We start from the raw sequence: 18,395 nt of genomic DNA on the forward strand, positions 1-18,395 counted from the left end.
AATTGTTAGTAGAGGAAGGGGAAACCAAATGAAACAACCTTTATCATTGACCTGGGAACTGGATTCTATATTTCCGGGGGGCTCAGCCTCACCGCAGTTTGAAAGCTTTCTAAAAAAGCTGGAGACAGATATCCAGGTTCTGGGACAGCAGGTTACAGTGGCCGCTTCACCAACAAATATCGAATCCACCCGTGCTCTGGATGAAGTCATAGCTTTGCTGCAGAGTTGTTCCGGCCGTCTGGTTCAGGCTTCGGAATTTGCCGGATGCCTGGGCGCGCAGAATCAGCAGGACAAAGGTGCCGTACGGCTGTCCTCCAAGGTTACTGGCCTTCGTGCAAGATTCGAAGGGATCAGTTCCAAATTCGATAATGTACTGCGTCAAACCCCTGATCATGTATGGAGCGAGTGGATGGAACGTCCGGAAATTGCTCCATTGGAATTTGTTCTCAGTGAAAGCCGTAATTTGGCCCGTGAGAAAATGAGCCCAGAACTGGAAGGGCTCGCGCTCACGCTGGCTGTTGACGGTTATCATGGGTGGAGCGAGCATTATGAAACGATTGTAAGCTCCATACAGATCCCTTACGAGGATGAAGAGGGAAGCAAGCTGCTGTCGGCCGGACAAGCCTTTAACAAATTGGATGATCCCGATCCTAAGGTGCGTGAGGTCATGTTCCGCAAATGGGAAAAAGCATGGGCTGATGCAGCTGACTATTGTGCTGATACTCTTAATCATTTGGCGGGCTTCCGGCTCAATCTGTATCAAGGCCGCGGCTGGGAAGATGTACTGAAGGAGCCGCTGGGCATCAACCGTATGTCGAGAGCCTCACTGGATACGATGTGGGATGTGATTACCAAAGCCAAGCCGGCACTGGTCTCTTACCTAAGCCGCAAAGCCAAGCTGCTCGGGATGGAATCCCTGGCCTGGGTAGATGTAGATGCACCGGTAGGCAAGTCTTCCGGCAAAATCCCCTACGATCAGGCAGCAAAAGACATTGTTACGCAGTTCCGCAAATTTAGTCCAAAACTGGCCGATTTTGCCGAACATGCCTTCGACAACAACTGGATTGAAGTGGAAGACCGTCCAGGCAAACGTCCCGGCGGATTCTGTGTATCCTTTCCAGAGAGTAAGGAATCCCGCATTTTTATGACCTACAGCGGCACTCCCTCCAATGTATCGACGCTAGCTCATGAACTTGGGCATGCTTATCATTCCTATCTGCTGGATGATCTTCCTCTGTTCAATCAGAACTATGCCATGAATGTGGCAGAGACGGCTTCAACCTTTGCTGAGGTTATTGTGTCCGATGCCCAAGTAAAAGCTGCGGCAAGCAGCGAGGAGAAAATTGCCTTGCTGGAAGCGAAAATTCAGAACAGTGTGGCCTTCTTTATGAATATCCACGCCCGCTTTTTGTTTGAAACCCGTTTTTATGAGAAGCGCAAGCAGGGGCTGTTGAATGCTGAAGAACTGTCGGAAATGATGGTAGAGGCACAGAAGGAAGCCTATTGCGGAATTTTATCTGAGTATCATCCGCATTTCTGGGCGGCGAAGCTGCATTTCTATATATCGGATGTACCTTTCTACAACTTCCCATACACTGTTGGATATATGTTCAGTACAGGATTGTATCGGCTTGCCCTCCAGGAAGGTGCATCTTTCGCCGATAAATACGATAGCTTGCTGCGTGATACCGGTGTCATGACACTGGAGGATTTGGTGTCGAAACATCTGGGTGTGGACTTGACGAAGCCGGATTTCTGGCAAGGTGCAACAGATTTAATTACTGAAGATATTAACGAATTTTTGAGAATGACAGAACATTCAGCTTAAAAGTTTGTCAGATCAAAGGCAATTCGTGTTTTTGCAGATAGCGACAGAGGGATGAATAATTTGTATTAACGCGCAAGGCCCCCTTACTAGGGGGCTTTTTTTTGTGGAAATACTGTCGAAACAAGACGATTGTTAGAAGGAAATATACAAAAAACATTGAAATTTGCGCATTTATAGGGATAAACACCCAATTATGTTGAATATTGTTGAATGCATGTACTTGGTGACATATAATGAGTCTAAAGCCTTATATAAGGGCTTCTAAGAAGCAAATTAATATGAATAAGCTAGGGAGTTTAGACTCACACAACAAAGTATATGCTTACGAAGCTGGTTAGGTACGATTCGCTGACGCATACGCTTACACAACCTTTAGGAGGAGACACATGCTTAGAATGGAACAATTATCACTAGCGAGACAAATCGACTTGGTGTTTAAGGAATTGCAGGAGGAGTTATCAGGATTGTCTTCCGGAACGGTCTTTGTGCAGATTAGAAATAACACCATTGGGAAGTTCGGAATCCGTCATGATCCGCTTGCAGGGCGCAGTGGGGCTTTTGAGGAAGAACTGGAGGGGCTGACTGTGGAACAACAATCCTCCTTCCGGCTTATGGCTCTGGAGAGCTTGAAATATAAGCGGCGCTGGACGCATGGTGAGATCAGCTACGAATTCGCCGTCCGTCAGGGGATGGTGGTTGTTGATGCTACACTCGAATCTAATTATAATATGGCCAATCTGATGATCCGCTATCCACGCAATGTCCATGCCGATAAATCTGATCAATTCTACGGCTAAGAAATACATAGATATGCACATGCAAAAGCCCTCTTGCGTCTCGGCAAGAGGCGCAGGAGGGCTGTAAAGCAGTTCCGCCGAGGCATTCAGCCTGACGGGATACTTATGATAAGGCTGTTACTACGAACGACCGGACAATTGTTGCTCTGCCAGCTGCACTAGACGTTTGGTGATGTATCCTCCCAAAGAACCGGTTTCGCGGGAAGTGTAGTTCCCATAATAACCGTCAGCTGGGATAGTTACTCCAAGCTCCTGTGCTGCTTCATATTTCAACTGCTGCAGGGCTGCATTTGCTTGAGGAACGACCAGGTTATTGGAACGGCTACTACGACCTTGTTGACCTGCTTGACCCATGTTTGTTCACCTCCTTCGCCCGTTGTGAAGATAGTATGAGCGCTGGGAGAGGAATTCATGCACGGTTCAGGAAGGTTTCGAGGATGGTAATTATATGAAAATTAGAGTTCGGGATAGATGACTTCAAGATGGCTTGATACGGTAAGGGTTTGGCCGGGTTCAAAGGTAATTAAGCCTGTGAAAGAAGCTTCTTTGTCCAGGTTAGGCGCATCTGGAAGCCAGGTATAAGGTTCAATACAGAGAAACGGGTCTGCGGTCCCTTGGGTGTATATCACCCAGTGGCGGAAGAATTCCTTGTCGGTTGTATAGCGAAGCCCATAGCCGTCATCACGCATCAGCAGAGCTTCAGAAGGCTGCTCCTCTCCAATCCGAAGTATAGTATCCAGGTTCTTGCCCTGCAGTCCCATGCCTTGGTTCAGGGCTTCAAGCTCTCCAAGAGGCAGCAGATTGCCGCTGGTCAGCAGTTCATCGTTCAATTCATAGATGTTTTGGACGGGCAGCCGAAGCATCCAGCGTTCCGGTTCGCCATCTATCATGAACCAGGTGTGATATCCCATTCCAAAGGGGATATTCTTGTCTCCCAGATGAGAGACCTTCAGCGTTTGCTTGAAACGGGCATCCTGCAAGTAAAAGGTCATCTCGAACTTCAAAGGGACAGGGAATTGTTCCATCCAGCTTGGATCATCCGCCGTATTGAATTCGGTAGTCACTGCGCAGCCGTCCTCGTCTTCTTCAATATCGCTTACACACCAGGACTGTACACGGTGCAGGCCATGAATATGATGACCTCCTGCTGAATTCGGCTCGAACTGATAGGATGTGCCTTCGAAATTGAATTGACCCTCACGGATACGTCCGGGAGGAATCAGCAGGGGCATGCCAAAATGATAAGGCTTCTGCAGGTAAACGGATAGATCGCTCTCCTCGGGCCTGCGCAGAATTTCACGGTTTTCCTTACGGTCCCACAACGAAATGACGTTGTTGCCCAGTTTCGGCAAAAGTGTGACTTCCAGCTCGCGGCTATGCAATATATAAGTATCGTAGCCGTTCCACTGCCCCTTGGTCACCTGTTTCATGAAATGTATGCTCCTTTAATGTAACTGTAATCGAATGACACGAATACCCTTATCATACCAGATTAATATACCTGGGTTAAGTCATTTGACAACTTCTCCAGTTCGCTCTATGATGAATGCATTCATGAACATGACAATGCGATGACAGGGATAAGTAGGCGGAAGCTGCACCTTCAGAAAGCCGGTGGTTGATGCGAACCGGTGGGGCACCTCAGGCTGAATGGACCCTGGAGCGCCGCGTTCGAACAGGTTTGAGACCTAAGTAGACCGGCCGGCTTCTTCCCCGTTAACGGAAGTTAAGGTTGCCTTTGCACCTCTTTTAGAAGAGACTGCAGGCAGCGAATAAGGGTGGCACCACGGTCTCACGTCCCTTGCGGATGTGGGGCCTTTTTGTGCGCTGCTGGAAGAATAACATAATCGGAGGGAATAGGATGGCTAAAAAAGTATTGTCCGGCATTCAGCCGAGTGGTTCACTGACTCTGGGGAACTACATTGGTGCGATTAAAAATTTCGTTAAGCTGCAAGAACAGCATGAGTGCTTCTTTATGGTGGTGGATCTTCATGCCATTACGGTGGCCCAGGACCCTGCCGCGCTGCGGGAGAATTCAGAATCTGTAGCGGCTCTGTACCTTGCGGCAGGGATTGATCCCAAGATTGCCAATGTCTACATGCAATCCCATGTACAGCAGCATGCAGAGCTGGGCTGGATTATAACAACATTAACCGCTATGGGTGAGCTGGAGCGCATGACACAGTTCAAGGACAAGTCTTCCGGCAAAGACTCTGTAGGTGCAGGCTTGTTCGTATACCCGTCCCTGATGGCGGCTGACATTCTGATTTACAATGCTGACTTGGTACCCGTCGGGGAAGACCAGAAGCAGCATCTGGAGCTGACACGCGATTTGGCGGGACGCTTCAACCACCGTTTTGGTGATTTCTTTACGATTCCAGAGCCTTATATTCCTGAAGTTGGCGCACGAATTATGTCACTGGATGACGGCAGCAAAAAAATGAGCAAAAGTAATCCGAATCCGGGTAGCTATATCGCGCTTCTGGATCCGCCGGATGTTATCCGCAAAAAAATAAGCCGTGCCACAACCGACTCCGGCCGTGAGGTTATCTTTGATCCGGCGGCCAAGCCTGAGATCAGCAACCTGATGAGTATCTATGCCGAATGTTCCGGAATGACCCTGCAGCAGATTGCTGACCGTTACGAGGGCCAGATGTATGGAGGCTTCAAAAAAGATCTGGGCGAAGTTCTGGTGGCTACGCTTGAGCCAATGCAGCAGAAGTACCGGGAGATCCGCAGCTCAGGCGCCTTGACTGATATTCTCGCTGAAGGCGCGGAACGTGCACGTGAAGTTGCCGCACAGACACTTGCTGGTGTTAAAGAACGGATGGGCTTCCTGCCGTTGCGCTAGGAGGGCTGCTGCGCTTTAGCTTCTGCCTTGCGTCTCAGCCTTGCTTTGAGAATAAAGCCCCAGCCAATATTCACTATGCATAATACACCCAGAAGCAGGGCCAGCCAGATATTTGAGCTGATAGAGATGGATGCTGCGGTAAGAAGAAGAATGGAAGAGCATGAAAACCAGAGTGATAAGCCTTTACCCATATAACGTTGACCTTCTTTCTGATGAAAGTTGTTAGAAGTATATGATGGACAGCAAGCTCATGAAAATCCCCCGCTGCGGAGTTCTGCGCAGCGGGGTTTTTACATGCCAATAGGTGTGAGAACGCTTTATCGTGATTGTGATAGTCTAAAGCTTCATGGAACCGGGGTCAATAGCAAAACGTTCATCGAGCTTTTCGCTGCTCAACCAGCCGACGTAGGTGTTAAGCGGATGGTACTCTTTGTCCATTACCAATACTGCGACGAACGGGAATTGCTTGCGGTGTAAATAACGTACATCTCCCCAGCGTACAATATATCCAGAGGCCACTTGCTCGACCTCGGCTACGGCGTAGGAGGTAAAATACAGGAAAGCCTGAATATCGGGATGGCTCTTGGAATGTTCAACGGCGGGATGGGTGGAGCACACCGCATGCTTGAACCATTCGAGCCGTCCGCTGTTCAGAAGTCCGATATTATAGCTGCCGTCTGGTTTGGCCTTGACAACATTCCATCGTGTCGGCGATATGGTCGGAATAACAAAATACCGTTCGCCTGGGCTATGATGGATGTCTTTGTTCTTCAAATTTCTGGTCAGCCGCGCATGCACCACCGTCCGCCAAATATAATAAAGCGCGATGAAAGCATACAGGGTAATAAACAATGGAGCCGGCGGCACAATCCCGCTGATCCAGAGGATAATGGCCGCTGTGTGGCTTCCAAAGATGAACGGATCAAAGATGTGGATAATGTTCCAGGCAATCCATTTCTCTGTAAAGGGACGTGCGGCCTGGGTGCCATAAGTGTTGAACAGGTCTGTAAATACATGAACAGCTACGCCAATGAAGCTCCACAGAGCGATATGGCTAAGGTTATGAGGATCTGTGAAACCAAAGATGGGTCCAATCACCAGTGTGATTAAAGCGGGCCAGAAGAGTAAAAACGGCAGTGAGTGTGTGATGCCCCGGTGGTTGCGGATATACAGCGCATTGTTCTTCAATCGCAGCGCAGTATCGGCATCTGGTGCCTGAGAGGCCAATACAGTGGCGATCATGACAGCACCGGCTAATGTTGGTTGGGATGCAACGACGGGGTCAACAAAGGACAGTCCGGCAAGTCCCAGGCCCATAACAAAATGTGTAGCGGTATCCATTGGTCAGATCTCCTTTGTACGGAAGTTCTCTATTAATAACTACCCAATTTGGCGTCCAGTTATTTAGGGGGTGCAAAATAAATATTGTCACGCAATTGTCGAAATGATGAACATCTCGGTCCATGATTGTCAAACTCTTTCTTCGTTTGTTATGATAAAGTTAACAGCAGAATGAATAATGTTCTCAACTAAGAACGTTGATTTTGGTATTTTTGCTCCAGTGGAACGTAGAAGTCCCTTAGAAGGAGGAACACCAGACGTGGACAATCAATTAAGATATCAAGCTTCATCGGATTCCGCAGCTTTGTCTGCCAAATCACCCAAGGAAGGCGCCAGCTGGCGCGATTTCATTACGGTGACGAAACCAGGTATTATCCGCTCCAACCTTATCGCTGCTTTTGCGGGATACTGGGTGGCTTCTGGCTGGGATGTGCAGTATGGCCGGCTCATTCTGACTTTACTCGGTACCATGCTGGTTATGGCTTCTGCCTGCGTGTTCAATAACTATTTCGACCGCGATCTGGATATGAAAATGGAAAGAACACGTGAACGCGGCCTGCCGACAGGAAGACTGAAGCCGGGAGTCGTGCTGGCTTATGCTATAGGGCTTGGCATAGCCGGTCTAGCGGTATTATTTGCTTTTTGCGGCGTGCTTGCCGGATTATTCGGTATCGTCGGCATGTTTGTGTATGTAGTAGTGTACACCCTTTGGCTCAAAAGAACATCTACATGGAGTACTTCGGTGGGTGCCATCTCAGGTGCAATGCCTCCGGTGATCGGATATGTTGCCGTAACCGGCACAGTGGATCTCGGGGCCTGGCTGCTGTTCGCCATGTTGTTTCTCTGGCAGCCCCCGCATTTTTGGGCGCTTGGCATACGCCGCAAGGAAGAATACAGGGCTGCAGGATTTCCGCTTCTGCCTGTAGTCAAAGGCACACGTCGCACCAAAATCCAGATGATTCCTTATGTAGCGCTGCTGCTGCCGGTTCCGGTACTGATGTATGTTTACGACTACGCGGGGATTTTTTACCTGATTATTTCTTCGGGTTTGTCACTGGCCTGGCTGTACCTCACGCTGAAAGGCTTTCGTGCGAAGGATGACGATGCGTGGGCGAAACAGAACTTCTTTTTCTCCATTAATTACCTGACAGTGAGTCTGATTGTGCTTGTTCTGAATACGATTCACGTGTAAGGGAGGAGAATGCCCTGTGCAAACCTTGAAACGCTACAAATGGACCTGGCTGCTGCTGATTCTGGCCGTGGGTTTGGCTATATATCTGGCAGCAGGCTCGTTGACCGGCGGAAAAGACAAGCTTCCGGTTATCGGTGAAGTGCAGGACTTCTCGCTTCAAAATGTGGATGGCAGACAAATCACCCTGGCAGATACGGAAGGGAAGCCGAGACTGGTCTATTTCTTTTTCACGGAATGCCCGGATGTTTGTCCCATCACCACCTATATGCTCTCACAGACTCAGGATTTGCTGATTAAGGAAGGCAGCTTTGGCAAGGATGTGGAATTCGTCTCCATTTCCTTCGATCCCAAGAATGATACACGTGAGGCGATCAAGACCTTTGCTGACCGTTTTCATGCGGATTACAACGGCTGGTATTTCCTTCGGGGTGATCAAGAGGAGGTTCGCACATTGGCTGCGGATTCTTTTAAAGTGCTGATTTATGGAGACAACAAGGATAACTTTGCACATGCCAATCTGATTGGTCTGGTGGATCGGAATAACCGGCTCCGGGGATTATACGATGCGGGAGATACGGATAACGTGACACCGGAATTTCTGGCAGGTAAGCTACAGGATTTGATTAAGGAAAAATAAAAACATTCATAACGCCTTGTTCGGCTTTTTGCGTAAGACGCATAGAGCGGACAAGGCGTTTTTTTTTTTTTGCCGTTAAGAAAATGATCCCAGACCATTCCTGGAATGAAAAATAAATTCACTTAAGGCTGGGATGCCAGCTTGTCCAATGCACTTATGTTTCCAAGTAAGGCAAAGGCTGCGGATAGATAATGAACTCTTCCAATCCGGCCTTTTCCAGCTGAGTGATGTTATATTCATCGGGAGTGCCCTCTACACCTGCATAACCCTTCCGGGTATAGATATGTCCGGCATCCGGAAAGGCATCACGTAGGATACCGCGGATTTTTTTGCCTGAGCTGTCATTGTCCATGTACAGGTATACTTCTCCGTCGCCTATCCGGCGCCGCAGGGTTTCCAGCTTCAAGGTGTTGAGGGTGCCGAACGTGCACTGGATATCAATCTCAGGTGCCAGCAGCCGCCGAAGTCTGCTCCGGTCGTTTTTGCCTTCGACGATGATGGTTATGGACATATGCGGTCATCCTCCCTGTGGTGATGTGTCTATGTCGATATTTTACCTAATATTCATCCTTTTTAAAAATAACTGCGATTTATATCTTTCTCTGCAGCAATTATGTATGTTCATTACCCGGGAAATGTCGTAAAAAGAAACAATCACCCGGAGGCAAAAGAACCGGGTGATCAGTGGGTTGTGATTTCGGCAAATGCGGACAAACTTAGAATATTCCGGCACTGAGGATGATGACCAGCAGAATGTAGAGCACCAGAATGGTGCCTGTAGAAGTCCAGAATACAGGAGTTACGGGAGCGGGGTTCGGGCCCGGACCGCAATGTTCACCCATGGAGGATTCACCACGCTTTCGACTGTGGGTTGATTACATTGTATATTATGTCAAAAGCACCAGATGGTTTGTATGTTTGCCTAACTGCATCATCAATGATTTCAAGTGATAAGGGATTACCGTCAAGCTGCTGGACTGTTCCATTCCGGCTGGTAGACCAGTTTGTCTGAGGTTCTGGGTGGGAGCAGCAGAAGGGCAGTCATCAGCAGAACAAAGGCTATGAAATAAGGAGAGACGTAGTCCCGCAGCTGCCCTGCTGCAACCGGACCTGCAAAGGCGCCAAGCGACATGGCAATGGATTGCAGCGAGAAGGTTCTTCCCATACGTCCGGCACCACCAAGACTGATGAATAGGGAGGCCATCGCTGGGAAGAGTACGCCCTTGGCTCCCCCAAGCAGAAAGAGAACCACACCGGCGGGGATGCCACGGAACGCAGCAAGCACGAAGAAGCAGAGCGCCATGACCAGCAGTGCTGCTGCGATTCTTATTCCTGGGGTAAGCCGATTCAGAAAGAATAGACTGAGCGTAACCAGTGCTCCCAAGCTAAGAAGTGACAGAAGGATTCCGGTGGATATCATTCCATCACTACCCTGTGACAGGGGCAGTTCAAAGAACAACACGCCTTGTGAGCAGGATACAAAAAAGGGCAGCAGATAATAACGCTTGGATACAGGGGATTCTGCCTGGGCCGGAGTTTGTGACGGCGAGTGCAAGGGAAGAGCCGGTGTGGCAACGGCCAAGCTCTGAACATGATTAGGCACACTGAATAAGGCCATGATACCTGTGAAGATCAGCAGCCAGCCCAGAGTGGTGAATGTACCGGAGTAGCCGGCCCTCGCTACGATAAAAGCTCCTGCGGCCGGTGACACGACGGACGCAAGCGTATGGACGATCCCGTGGCCGGACATATATTTCCCTTGGGTCGCGGGATCGGAAGAGAGCGAGGCCAGCAGTGTCATGCAGGCCGGCGAGAGGAAGGCCAGGGCGAACCCGCTCGCTGCGCGCAGCAGCAGCAGATGCCAGGGAAGCTGGGCGTGAGCCTGAAGCAGCAGAAGGGCTCCGGCTGCTGTCAGTGCGAATACAATGTAACGTCGGCTGCCGTTGCGGTCGACCAGCACGCCTGCCAGCAGATTTCCGGGAAGATGAGTCAGCGAATACATGCCCATCATCCAGCCAATGAAGGCCGGTCCAGCACCGAGTGAGATGGCAAAGGGGGTAAGAATAGGATACTGGGCATGCAAATCGAAGAAGGCCAGAAAGAGAAACAGATACAGCCACAGCGCGGTTTTCAGGGGGAACACCTCCACAGGGGCCTGTCTCTATGCCAAGGCACAGGCAGGCACTTTTTAATATAAATACAGGGTATTGACCATTGAAGCCAGCAGACATGTAATCAGTGGTTCTGATAATGGCCTACTTGTACTTTACGTGTAGTCAGGGAGGCTTATACCATCTAATTGGGAACTGCCTCCAGGAAGCTGCTCAGGCCATGAATTATTAAGGTCATTCATGTATAATAATTAGTAATAATGAAATGTCCCGGGGACATGCGCCCTGTAGTGACGAAATATAGCGATAGGGGTGTTGTGAAAGTGATGGATCCGGCAGTGTGGTCACAATTTATTAAAGAGAATTGGCTGGTTATCGTAATTGCGCTTGTTCTGCTCTTTGCGGTCATTAACCTGGTTAAAACGGTCCTGAAATGGGCGATAGTTATCGCTATTGTAGCTGGCTTATTCATCTACAGCGGGGTTACGCTGGACCAAATTGGTAACGCTGTGAATAAGGTGGCGGATGGAACGGTAAGTACGCTTAAGAGTGAAGCGCAGGATGTTATGCTTAAGGAAGCCAAAGATGCCAAGTATACTTCCGGAGGCGACGGCACTTTTACGATTACGACGCCTAATCTTGAAGTAAAAGGTGCGGCCGGTGAGGATAAGGTCGAGGTGGTTTTCCGCGGAGTTAGTCTCGGGAAATGGAGCATTACGGACACCACCCAAACCTTTATTGAAGAAGCCCGGAAAAATCAGTAGGTCCGTGGACATGCCTGCAGTTGATATGAATCTACAGAGAAAGGGAAAGGTGGACAAACATGCTTAAGGGATGGATAGACAGCCTTAGTGAAGCGAACATCATCTCCATCCTGCTGGTTGTGGTTGTCTTATTTTCACTGCTGCAGGGCTGGGGCAGAGGCTTCGCACGAGCAGCGGGAGGCTTGTTCGGTCTGCTCGGAAACGGGGTGCTTACCCTTCTGGCTATAGCCATGGCTATTCCTGCGGCGATGCATCTATCGCCTATTGCAGGAACCTGGGCGTCAGGAATAGTACTTCCGGACACTCAGCTCAGCGGATGGCAGCAGATCTACTACACGGCTGTATCTGTGCTGGCAGGATCACCTTTTGTCCGTTTTTTGCTGCTATTATTGATATCTTACAGCCTCATCCGTCTTCTGCTAGGACTGCTGTTCCTGCTGCTTCCTTTCCGCCTGCCACGTTTGCGGGCGAGGGAGTCGGACCGGAAGATTACAACGACCAGCCGTCTGAGCGGTGCCATCATCGGCGGTATTATTGGGCTTGTGCGCGGTCTTGTCCTGGTACTTGCACTGTATATTGGCGTTGGACTGAGTCCGGACAGCAGCTTCAGCCGTTATGTGGAATCCTCTCCTATCTACAGCGAGAGTGCGGCGGCGGTATTTGAACCGCTAGCCGGGGAGGATGTGCGCAGCAAGCTGCCGGTGCTGACCCAGGCGGTGGCTGATGAGATGAATGATATTCTGCGGCGGAAATATGAAGTAATTGATCATGAGATTTCGCCTGACATTACCGGGGCTGCTGCTGATATTGCAGGACAAGCCGAGGGGGCTGAGGACAAAGCCAAGCTGCTGTATGACTGGGTGGGCTCGCGCATTGCTTATGATTACGATAAGGCTGAGAATTATGAGCAACACCGCATCTGGCATGAGCAGACACCGCAGGACACCTTTGATACACGGCTTGGTGTTTGTATCGACTATGCCCGCCTCTACGCCGTAATGGCACGTTCACAGGGACTTCAGGTTCGTGTAGTCACAGGACAGGGATACGGTGGCCAAGGCGGATACGGCCCTCATGCCTGGAATGAAGTATATCTGCCGGATAGGCAAGCATGGATACCGCTCGACTCCACGTGGGCGCGCAGCGGGAACTGGTTCAACAGCAAGGATTTTGACAAAACCCATATTAAAGAAAGTGTGCTCTGAGAAGGAAGCAGCAGCCTTAAGATGTATGGTACAATAACAAGGCAGATCCGGCAGCCGTTCAGGTTTCGGCACTTTTTTTATATTTTGTGTCATCATTATTCGTCTTGCATCCCTACAGTTCGTTGAAGCGAAGGCTTTGACTGAAGTGGAAGAGAGTCAGGAGACCAAGACCATTCCTCTCTCTGCGGTCCGTGGGAATATCCATGCTGCAGGAGGAGAAAACATCGCGTATAATACATCCGTCCAGCCCCTGTACATCACGTTAACCAAAGACTATACAGAGACCTCTAAGAATAAGGATACTAACTGCCTCAATATTCATATAATCATTAGCTCCGGCACTTTCAGGCCGCCCCTGTAGCACGCCGGATATTTGATGCTTATGACTGGGAATACGGGCTGACTGGGGTACCCAAGAAGAACAAACCACCTGTAACGGAGTCAACGCCGGAATAAAGGTTTATTTTAAGATGTAGAGGAGTGAAAAACTGTGAGTGTTTTCCGTAAGCAGGCCTCTTCCCAGGACGAGAAGGACAGCAAGAGCTCGCTTGGCCTGCGGCTCAACGTGTTTTTCTTCAGCACGTTTGTTATTTTCTGTGTCATTATTATCCGTCTTGCTGTGGTTCAGTTCGTAGAAGGCCCTACCTTAACGGAGGTAGAGACCAGCCGTGATACCAAAAATGTACCGCTCGCAGCCATACGGGGATCGATTCGTGCTGCCGGGGGGGAGGAAATTGCTTATTCCACCTCTGTCCAGTCCCTGTATATCACGCTAACGAAAGAATATACTGCCAAATCTACAGACAAGAAAACAGGGATTACTTCGTTTACCCCGGAGGCCCGCGCAAATGTCTATTCCCTTGCTAACAAACTGGTAGAGTCTTTTAACAAGTATGGAGATCCTAACGGGGAAAAGCAGACGGTCAACGATGTCATTAATTCTCTGGATTTGAATTTCAAAAAATATTCCGGTTTCATGGCGCGGCGGATCAAAGCGGGTCTTACCTCCAGGGAGGTAGCTTATTTCATGGAACATAAAGCGGAATATCCGGGCGTTGAAGTGGTCGAGGAGAGCAACCGTCACTACGATAAGGATACGATTGCGGTACAGACAGTCGGTTATATTAAGCCTTTCAAATCCTCAAGCAGCCTGGATATTTACAAAAATATTCAAAATGCAATGAAACAGATCGATGCCGACCCGGGTCTAACCTACAAGGATGATGAGTTTGTCGGATTCGATGGTCTGGAGCTGCAATATCAAAGAGATCTTCGCGGGAAAAATGGTTATCAGGTCATCTCAGTCAATCCGCAGAATATGGCTGAAAAGGTCGAAGATGTTGTTCCGCCTGTTAAAGGAAATGACCTGTGGATGACCATTAACAAGAACATTCAGAAGAAGACGGAAGAGGCCATTACCGAGCAGATCAGCTGGCTGCATTCTCATTCGGTGCAGGGCAAAACACATCCTAACGCCATCACCGGCTATGCGGTAGCGATGGAAGTGGATACCGGTAATATTGTCGCCATGGCCAGCATGCCGGACTATGATACCAATGTATGGACTTCGGGATCATTGCCTACCGATGTCTGGAACAGTATTATCGACAACTATCAGAACGGAACCATTAATCCGATTTCTTCCGGCATTTCAGGCAATGGACTCCGCTCGGTGCTGCTGATGGGTTCAACCATCAAGCCGCTTAGCGTGCTCATAGGCCTGAATGAAGGATTTTTCAGTACCAGCACTACCTACACCGATACAGGCAGTACCTCTTTCGGTAAAGAGGGGCATGAAACCAAGGTTAGAAATGCTTCCGGCCACGTATACGGTCCTATGGACCCGGCCAAAGCGATCACGAAATCCTCTAACGTATTCATGGTCGATATGGTCGGCAAGAAATTGTATGACAAATATGGAAGCAAGGGCATTGGAGTCTGGGATAAATATATGAAGGAATTTGGCCTCGGTGTATCGACACAGAGCGGCCTTCCCAGAGAGTTCCTGGGTCAAATCAACTATACGGATACCAAAGCTGCGGGGAGTGCCCAAGCGGCGCTGGTCTATGCATCCTTCGGACAGCAGGGAAGCTACACTACACTGCAGCTTGCGCAGTACGCTTCCACTCTTGCCAATGAAGGCATCCGGATCAAACCGCAGCTGGTCAGCAGAATCACGGATTCCAACGGTAAGGTAGTCAAGACCTTTGGCCGTGAAGTGCTGGATCAGGTTACCACGTTTGACGATTCCTTTTGGAGAGAAATCAAAAAAGGGATGAGCAGTGAAGTGACTGCATTTAATGACTTTCCGTATGATTTTGCCCGTAAGACAGGAACATCCCAGCAGCAAGCCAAAGGTGAATTGCGCGATAACGGGGTCTTCATTGCCTTTGCTCCGCGGGATAAACCGAAGCTGGCTGTAGCTGTAGTTATTCCTGAAGGCGGATTTGGCTCCAACAGCGCCGCACCGGTTGCCCGCAAGATTTTCGATGCTTACGATTGGGAATATGGCCTGGATGGCGTGCCTAAGAAAAGCTTGAAAACTGAAAATGCCGTGCCCGGAAGTACACCAACTGCATCTCCCGAAAATACTCCGGCAACAAACAACTGATACGATGGACTGGAACAACGGAATGCAGAGATACCCAAATACACAGCTACTCTGACACCAGAGAGCATACAAGAATGGAGGGGTGGCAAATGATTGCCAAATACCGCCTGCTAGCATTGGATATGGATGGAACCCTGCTGAATGATGAACAACAGATTACCCCCAAAACGGTGGAGTGGATTAAAAAAGCGATGGATGCAGGCGTTCATGTCTGTCTGTCCACCGGACGCTCATCCCGCAGCGCAATGCCGTACGCAGAGCAGCTGGGGCTGGAGACTCCCATGATTATGGTGAACGGGAGTGAAGTATGGCGTGCGCCTCATGAGCTCTACCGCCGTTCCCTGATGGACGTGATGCTGGTCAAAAGGATGCATGAAATCGCCGAAAAATACGGAATCTGGTTCTGGGCGTATTCTGTGGACGAGGTCTACAACCGGGATAACTGGGATGGAGATATTGAAGGACGAGAATGGCTCAAGTTCGGTTATTCTACGGAAGATGATGAGATCCGCCACAATCTGCTGATGCAGCTTCAGGATATGGGCGGGCTCGAAATCACAAATTCTACACCGCATAATCTGGAGATTAATCCGCTGGGCGTGAATAAGGCTTCCGGTATCCGGGAGGTCTGCAAGCTGCTTGGGATAGAGATGTCCCAGGTGGTTGCAGTCGGAGACAGTCTGAACGATCTGGCCGCAATCCAGCAGTCCGGCTTTGGTGTAGCGATGGGCAATGCGCAAGATGTAGTGAAGCAGGAAGCGGATGCTGTGGTCGCCACGAATAACAATGACGGGATCGCAGAAGTGATTGAGAAGTATATTTTGACCGAAGTTGAGGCCTCCGCCGGAAGAGCGACTGGGGAATAATGATGCTTAGGAGCTGAAGGAATTGACGATTCTCGGATGGGTTTTGATTATTGCTTTATTCGCCGTAGGACTGGCCGGAGCGGTATATCCGATACTGCCGGGTGCGCTGGCGATTTATCTGGCCTTTTTTGTATACGGCTGGTTCTTTTCCTTCGATCCGTTCGGCCCGTGGTTCTGGATTATCCAGACGCTGATCGTGGTTGTCCTGTTTGTGGCGGATTATGTGGTCGGGGCCTGGGGAGTCAAGAAATTCGGCGGCTCCCGCGCCTCAGTTATCGGTAGCACGATCGGCCTCATCCTAGGGCCTATCCTCCTTTCGCCCTTTGGTCTGATTATTGGACCATTTGTCGGTGCATTTGCCGGTGAATTAATCGCCGGTTCGAAGCCAGGCAAGGCTGTAAAGGTCAGCTTCGGTTCATTGCTTGGCCTGTTCAGCAGCACAGTTGTCAAAATCGTGCTGCAAATTGCCATGGTCATCCTCTTCTTTATCTGGATTGGCCGGTATTAACTTTAACAGCGAAGAAGGCGAAACAGTTTGTCTACCAAGAAAGAGTCTTTTGTCAAAGGCACGCTTATTCTGGCCGCGGCAGCGCTCGTAGCCCGCGTGCTGGGTCTGGCCCAGCGGGTGCCGCTGGAGCATTTATTCAATGATATCGGTAATGCATCATTCACACAGGCGAACAATGTGTATCTGATGCTTCTGCCACTGGCCACAGCCGGCATTCCAAGTACGCTCAGCAAAATGGTGTCTGAGCGTTATGCGTTGAACCGCCCGCAGGAAGCGCAGCAGGTATACCGTGCAGCGCTTATTTTTGCCGCGGTTGTCGGTGTGCTGATGAGTACAATCCTGTACATAGCGGCTCCGTATTATGCGGAGTATACCAAGGTTCCCCAGAGTACGCTTGCGATCCGGGCGATTGCACCGGCGCTTCTGCTCTTTCCGATGATCGCGATGATGCGCGGTTATTTCCAGGGACGCAACAATATGATGGCCGGGGGCATCTCGCAGATTATTGAGCAGATTGCCCGTGTGTCGACGGCGATTCTGCTTGCATTTATTCTGCTGCGTCAGGGTTACAGCAATACCTGGATGGCGGCGGGTGCTTCCTTCGGCAGTGTGCTTGGAAGCATCGGGGCATTTGGCGTAATGCTGTATTATGCAAGAAAGCTCCGCCGCAGCGAGGAGCAAAAGGCTTTGTATGATTCAAGCGAAGCCCGGATTCCGCTGCTGAAGATCTACAAGGATATTTTCAAACTATCCATACCGATTGTGCTCTCTTCTGTAACAGTTCCGGTAGTGAACTTTATTGATACCTCATTCATCGTTCCTCTGCTCAGCGGGCAAATCGGTTTAAAGGAGGCTACCCAGGCTTTGGGGATCTACGGAAGCCGTGCACAGAGTGTAGCCGGTATTCCGCCGGTACTATCGATTGCGCTTAGCACCTCGCTGATTCCGATCATCTCTGCCGCCTATGCAAGGCGCGATGAAGCGCATCTGAAACGGCAGGTAACGCTGGCGCTGCGGATTTCGATTCTGACAGGAACACCGATTGTTCTGTCGCTCGTGGTTGCGGCGTATTCAGTGAATGGACTCTTGTTCAGCAGCCTCGACGGCAGCGGTATTGTGGCGATGCTGACACTCGGAACGATATTTCAGATTACCATGATGACCACCAACTCCATTCTACTCGGCATGGGAAAAGCACGGATCTCCATGTATTATGTAATGGCTGGCCTGCTCGTCAAGTTCGGTTCCAACTTCATCCTCAGCCGTATTTTCGGTATTTACGGGATTATTGCTGCCACAGCACTGTGTTTCATTGTTATTACACTGCTTAACCTGAGAATGCTAAAAACGATTATTCCCTTCGAGATTCTTGGCAGACGCTGGGGCGGTTTCGCGGTTGCTGTGTTGGCCTCCGGCGGCATCGGCTACGGACTGAATGAAGCGGGATTGATTCTAACCCATATGATGCCTGCACGTGTGGCTTTCCTGATCACCTGCCTTGTGGTAGGCGCAGCTGTGGTTGTAATCTACCTGGTGCTGCTGATTGTTCTGGGAGTGCTGAGTCGTCAGGAAATCGCCGGATATCCGCGTCCGCTGCAGAAGGTACTGGGCCCGCTCATGAAGCTGCAGCCCGAACGTATTCGTTCTGAGCAATAAATCTGTGATAATTGTCTTGATTTGTCTT

The 18,395-nt window shown here is 49.8% G+C and carries 17 protein-coding genes and 1 other annotated feature; of the genes, 11 read left to right on the forward strand and 6 right to left on the reverse strand.

The window, feature by feature from the left end; translation table 11 throughout:
- Nucleotides 1–28 precede the first annotated feature (28 nt).
- Together ACAN54_RS19540 and ACAN54_RS19545 are read left to right on the forward strand one after the other, a co-directional pair.
- Nucleotides 29–1,828 (forward strand): M3 family oligoendopeptidase, encoded by a 1,800-nt coding sequence (locus ACAN54_RS19540; protein WP_379159065.1) that lies wholly within the window; start codon nt 29–31, stop codon nt 1,826–1,828.
- A gap of 386 nt (nt 1,829–2,214) precedes the next feature.
- On the forward strand, nt 2,215–2,625 hold the full coding sequence (locus ACAN54_RS19545; protein WP_379159068.1) for an O-methyltransferase: 411 nt from the start codon (nt 2,215–2,217) through the stop codon (nt 2,623–2,625).
- Nucleotides 2,626–2,745: 120 nt separating this feature from the next.
- Here the strand turns inward: ACAN54_RS19545 and ACAN54_RS19550 are convergent, their stop codons facing one another.
- Both ACAN54_RS19550 and ACAN54_RS19555 read right to left on the reverse strand, forming a co-directional pair.
- The gene (locus ACAN54_RS19550; RefSeq protein WP_379159071.1) at nt 2,746–2,979 is read right to left on the reverse strand and encodes an alpha/beta-type small acid-soluble spore protein; all 234 of its coding nucleotides are present in this window, start codon (nt 2,977–2,979) and stop codon (nt 2,746–2,748) included.
- Between the two features lie 101 nt (nt 2,980–3,080).
- The gene (locus tag ACAN54_RS19555) at nt 3,081–4,055 is read right to left on the reverse strand and encodes an aldose 1-epimerase (protein WP_379159074.1); all 975 of its coding nucleotides are present in this window, start codon (nt 4,053–4,055) and stop codon (nt 3,081–3,083) included.
- A gap of 132 nt (nt 4,056–4,187) precedes the next feature.
- Nucleotides 4,188–4,430 (forward strand) — a binding site (T-box leader).
- A gap of 56 nt (nt 4,431–4,486) precedes the next feature.
- Here ACAN54_RS19555 and trpS point away from each other — a divergent pair.
- Nucleotides 4,487–5,476: a tryptophan--tRNA ligase gene (gene trpS / locus ACAN54_RS19560; protein ID WP_379159077.1), complete on the forward strand. Its 990-nt coding sequence runs from the start codon at nt 4,487–4,489 to the stop codon at nt 5,474–5,476.
- A gap of 336 nt (nt 5,477–5,812) precedes the next feature.
- Here the strand turns inward: trpS and ACAN54_RS19565 are convergent, their stop codons facing one another.
- A complete protein-coding gene (locus ACAN54_RS19565) occupies nt 5,813–6,817 on the reverse strand; it encodes a metal-dependent hydrolase (RefSeq protein ID WP_379159080.1) in 1,005 nt (334 codons plus the stop codon).
- A 259-nt stretch (nt 6,818–7,076) separates the two neighbouring features.
- Here ACAN54_RS19565 and cyoE point away from each other — a divergent pair, with 259 nt between their 5' ends.
- Together cyoE and ACAN54_RS19575 are read left to right on the forward strand one after the other, a co-directional pair.
- Nucleotides 7,077–8,009 carry a heme o synthase gene (gene cyoE / locus ACAN54_RS19570; protein WP_379159082.1) on the forward strand — a complete coding sequence of 311 codons (933 nt, stop codon included), beginning with the start codon at nt 7,077–7,079 and terminating at the stop codon, nt 8,007–8,009.
- 16 nt (nt 8,010–8,025) lie between these two features.
- Complete coding sequence (locus ACAN54_RS19575; protein ID WP_379159085.1) at nt 8,026–8,646, forward strand: SCO family protein; 621 nt, start codon at nt 8,026–8,028, stop codon at nt 8,644–8,646.
- 154 nt (nt 8,647–8,800) lie between these two features.
- Here ACAN54_RS19575 and ACAN54_RS19580 read toward each other — a convergent pair whose 3' ends face one another.
- From ACAN54_RS19580 to ACAN54_RS19590, 3 genes are all read right to left on the reverse strand, one after another.
- Nucleotides 8,801–9,157, reverse strand: coding sequence for a DNA primase (locus ACAN54_RS19580; protein WP_379159088.1), 357 nt, complete (start codon nt 9,155–9,157; stop codon nt 8,801–8,803).
- 205 nt (nt 9,158–9,362) lie between these two features.
- Nucleotides 9,363–9,488 (reverse strand): hypothetical protein, encoded by a 126-nt coding sequence (locus tag ACAN54_RS19585; protein WP_256700632.1) that lies wholly within the window; start codon nt 9,486–9,488, stop codon nt 9,363–9,365.
- A 122-nt stretch (nt 9,489–9,610) separates the two neighbouring features.
- The gene (locus ACAN54_RS19590; protein ID WP_379159865.1) at nt 9,611–10,780 is read right to left on the reverse strand and encodes an MFS transporter; all 1,170 of its coding nucleotides are present in this window, start codon (nt 10,778–10,780) and stop codon (nt 9,611–9,613) included.
- Between the two features lie 303 nt (nt 10,781–11,083).
- Between ACAN54_RS19590 and ACAN54_RS19595 the strand changes: the two genes are divergently transcribed.
- The 6 genes from ACAN54_RS19595 (at nt 11,084) to ACAN54_RS19620 (ending at nt 18,367) form a co-directional block, all read left to right on the forward strand.
- Nucleotides 11,084–11,521 (forward strand): hypothetical protein, encoded by a 438-nt coding sequence (locus tag ACAN54_RS19595; RefSeq protein ID WP_379159868.1) that lies wholly within the window; start codon nt 11,084–11,086, stop codon nt 11,519–11,521.
- 59 nt (nt 11,522–11,580) lie between these two features.
- The gene (locus tag ACAN54_RS19600) at nt 11,581–12,726 is read left to right on the forward strand and encodes a transglutaminase-like domain-containing protein (protein WP_379159091.1); all 1,146 of its coding nucleotides are present in this window, start codon (nt 11,581–11,583) and stop codon (nt 12,724–12,726) included.
- Nucleotides 12,727–13,216: 490 nt separating this feature from the next.
- Nucleotides 13,217–15,337 carry a peptidoglycan D,D-transpeptidase FtsI family protein gene (locus ACAN54_RS19605; protein ID WP_379159094.1) on the forward strand — a complete coding sequence of 707 codons (2,121 nt, stop codon included), beginning with the start codon at nt 13,217–13,219 and terminating at the stop codon, nt 15,335–15,337.
- Between the two features lie 89 nt (nt 15,338–15,426).
- Complete coding sequence (locus tag ACAN54_RS19610; protein ID WP_379159097.1) at nt 15,427–16,203, forward strand: Cof-type HAD-IIB family hydrolase; 777 nt, start codon at nt 15,427–15,429, stop codon at nt 16,201–16,203.
- A 22-nt stretch (nt 16,204–16,225) separates the two neighbouring features.
- Nucleotides 16,226–16,711, forward strand: coding sequence for a DUF456 domain-containing protein (locus tag ACAN54_RS19615; protein ID WP_379159100.1), 486 nt, complete (start codon nt 16,226–16,228; stop codon nt 16,709–16,711).
- A 27-nt stretch (nt 16,712–16,738) separates the two neighbouring features.
- Nucleotides 16,739–18,367 (forward strand): putative polysaccharide biosynthesis protein, encoded by a 1,629-nt coding sequence (locus ACAN54_RS19620; protein WP_379159103.1) that lies wholly within the window; start codon nt 16,739–16,741, stop codon nt 18,365–18,367.
- The last annotated feature ends 28 nt before the right edge of the window (nt 18,368–18,395 follow it).

This window comes from Paenibacillus diazotrophicus, assembly GCF_042610465.1.